This window comes from Microvirga sp. P4_G7 (assembly GCF_056401005.1).
Window position 1 is genome coordinate 1 of sequence record NZ_JBFUKD010000462.1, and the last position, 3,101, is coordinate 3,101.

Genomic DNA, 3,101 nt, shown 5'->3' on the forward strand with positions numbered 1-3,101 from the left:
AAGCAATTGACGCCGATGATCTTCTGGTGGCCGGAATCGATACGCGCCTGCGCGCGCGCAGCAGCCTCCTCGATCTTGAGCTTCGGCACACCCGCCTCGATCGCCTTCGCCATGCCCCCGAGGCTCTCGACCTCTTGGATGTGATCCCACGCCCTCTGCGCGAGATCATAAGTCAGGCGCTCGACATAATAGGAGCCGCCCCACGGATCGACGATGCGCGTCGTGCCGCTCTCCTGCTGCAGAAACAGTTGCGTGTTGCGGGCGATGCGGGCGGAGAAATCGGTTGGCAGCGCGAGCGCTTCGTCGAGGGCGTTGGTGTGCAGCGATTGCGTGTGACCCTGCGTCGCCGCCATCGCCTCGACACAGGTCCGCGTCACGTTGTTGAAGACGTCCTGCGCCGTGAGCGACCAGCCGGAGGTCTGCGAATGCGTGCGCAAAGGCAACGACTTCTCGCTCTGCGGATTGAATCCTTTGACGAGCTTTGCCCACAACAACCGTGCGGCACGCAGCTTGGCGACCTCCATGAAGAAGTTCATGCCGATCGCCCAGAAGAACGAAAGGCGCGGCGCAAATTGATCGACCGTCAAACCCGCGCCCAAACCGGCACGGATATACTCGACACCGTCGGCGAGCGTGTACGCGAGTTCGAGATCCTGCGTCGCGCCAGCCTCCTGCATGTGATAGCCGGAGATCGAGATCGAGTTGAACTTCGGCATATGCGCCGAGGTGTAGGCGAAGATGTCGGAGATGATGCGCATCGACCCTTTCGGGGGGTAGATGTAGGTGTTGCGCACCATGAACTCTTTGAGGATGTCGTTCTGAATCGTGCCGGAGAGCTTGTGCTGCGGCACGCCTTGCTCTTCCGCCGTGACGATGTAGAGCGCGAGCACCGGAAGCACCGCGCCGTTCATCGTCATCGACACGCTCATCTGGTCGAGCGGAATGCCGTCGAACAGGGTGCGCATGTCGAAGATCGAATCGATCGCGACGCCCGCCATGCCGACATCGCCGGCGACGCGAGGGTGATCGCTGTCGTAGCCGCGGTGGGTGGCGAGATCGAAGGCGACGGACAACCCCTTTTGACCGGCGGCCAGATTGCGCCGGTAGAACGCGTTCGAATCCTCGGCGGTGGAGAACCCGGCATATTGGCGCACGGTCCAGGGCTGGTTCACGTACATCGTCGGATAGGGCCCGCGCAGATAAGGCGCGACGCCCGGATACGTGTCGAGGAAATCGAGCCCCGCGCGATCCGATTCGTCGTAGACCCCCTTCACGGCAACGCCTTCCGGCGTCAGCCAGGGCTTACCTAAGGCCGAGACGGCCGGTGGCGTCGGCGTGTCCGTCCATGCGACTTTCGCGAAATCCGGAATACGGGTCATGCTCTCAAAAACCTACGCAAGATGAGCGCCTTTGGCATTTTAAAGATTCCCGAGCGCCTTTGCCATCCCTGGCGAGCAGGTCGTTCCAATGTCATTCAGAGCTCCGCTCCGCGGCCCGGGAATGACACGAGATTGGAACAATCGCGCTTGAGCCTACGCGCCCGCAACCGCCAGCGCATCGCGCAACACCTCGAGCACATCGCATCCGGCATGAATGAAGCCGGTCACACCGGCATCTCTCAACGGCCCTTCGGCGGCGCCCGGACGGCCGGCGAGATAGATCGCGCTTGCGCCTGCATCTCGCAGCGTGGAGGCGGTTTCGGCGGCGCGGTGTTCGTAGACCTCGTCCGACGAACAGATGCATACGAGCGTCGCTCCGTTTGCGAGGAAGGCGTGCTTCACGGCGCCCGCATCATCCAATCCATCGGACATGATGGCCTCGATCCCGCCTGCTTCGAAAAAATTCTTGGCAAATGTCGCCCGGGCGGTGAAGGCTGAGACCGGACCGAGATTGGCGAGAAAGATCTTGGCGCGCGCTCCCGTGCGGGATGCAGCAGCGTCGGCGCGATCGCGCAGGCGCTCATAGGGTTCTGCGATCCGGCGCGAGGGAAGTGCTTCGGCCACGACGGCGCCGTCAGGCGCGGCAGGATCGGCAGCCTTTTCGCTCCAGAGGAGAGAGGGCTCGAGGATTGCGACGGGTGTCTCTGCGATGTTGGGAAACTCGCTCGTGCCGGTGATGGGCTCCTTTCGGGTCGCGATCAGTCGATCGCGCTCGGATCGCGTTGTGGCGATGCGCTTCTGGAGGCGACCTTGAACGAGGCTTTCGATGATACCGCCCTCGCGTTCGATTTCCTGAAAGAGGGTCCAGGCTTTCTCGCACAGCGCATCGGTGAGCGCCTCAAATCCTCCGGCACCTGCGGCCGGATCGCCGACGCGAGAGAGGTTTGCTTCGTCGAGGAGGATCAATTGCGTGTTGCGGGCGAGCCGTCGCGCAAAGGCATCGGGCAAACCAAGCGGCGCGGTAAACGGCAGAACGGTCAGGGTGTCCGCGCCGCCGATTCCGGCCGAGAAGGTCGCGATCGTGTTTCGCAACAAATTCACCCACGGGTCGCGGCGCGTCAGCATGCGCCAAGCGGTTTCCGCATGAAGGCGAAGCGGTTGCGGTGTGAGGCCGCAGGCCTCTTCGACGCGCGCCCACAATCGTCTCAAGGCCCGAAACTTGGCGATCGTCAGGAATTCATCGGCATCCGCGACGAGGAGAAACGCCACCGAGCGACGGGCCGTGTCGAGGTCATGCCCGCCCTTTTCGAGCATGCGGAGATAGGCCACGCCGGTTGCCAGGACGGCGGCGAGTTCCTGCGCCTCGCTCGCTCCGGCTTCGTGGTAGACGCGTCCGTCGCCGAGAAAGGCGCGGCCCGAAAAGCCGCGTTCGATCAATTGGCTCAGAATGGCGCCGCAGCGGCGGCCGACTTCGTCGACGGGAACGGAAACCGATCCGAGCGAGGCGAGACCGCCGATCGGATCGAGCCCGAAATCGATCCGCAGGTCTGCGAGCCGGTAATCTCGACGATCGATGAGCGAAAGCAGCATCTCCGCCACCTTGCGCCCGCGTCCGCCCGCGTCGATGCGCAGATGAACGAGATCGAGCAGGACGCCGGATAGTGCACGGTCAAGATCCTCGACCGTTTCGATCTCGACCCCGAAGCCATGACCGCTCGGGGC

Annotated in this window: 2 protein-coding genes; both read right to left on the reverse strand. The window is 63.3% G+C overall.

What is annotated here, in order from left to right; all coding sequences use genetic code 11:
- Window positions 1-1,379, reverse strand: a 1,379-nt coding sequence (gene scpA, locus AC1DT3_RS16375; protein WP_477466302.1) for a methylmalonyl-CoA mutase, incomplete at its 3' end; no start/stop codon positions are given.
- A gap of 153 nt (window positions 1,380-1,532) precedes the next feature.
- The coding region (locus tag AC1DT3_RS16380; protein ID WP_477466303.1) for a methylmalonyl-CoA mutase family protein at window positions 1,533-3,101 on the reverse strand (1,569 nt) is incomplete at its 5' end.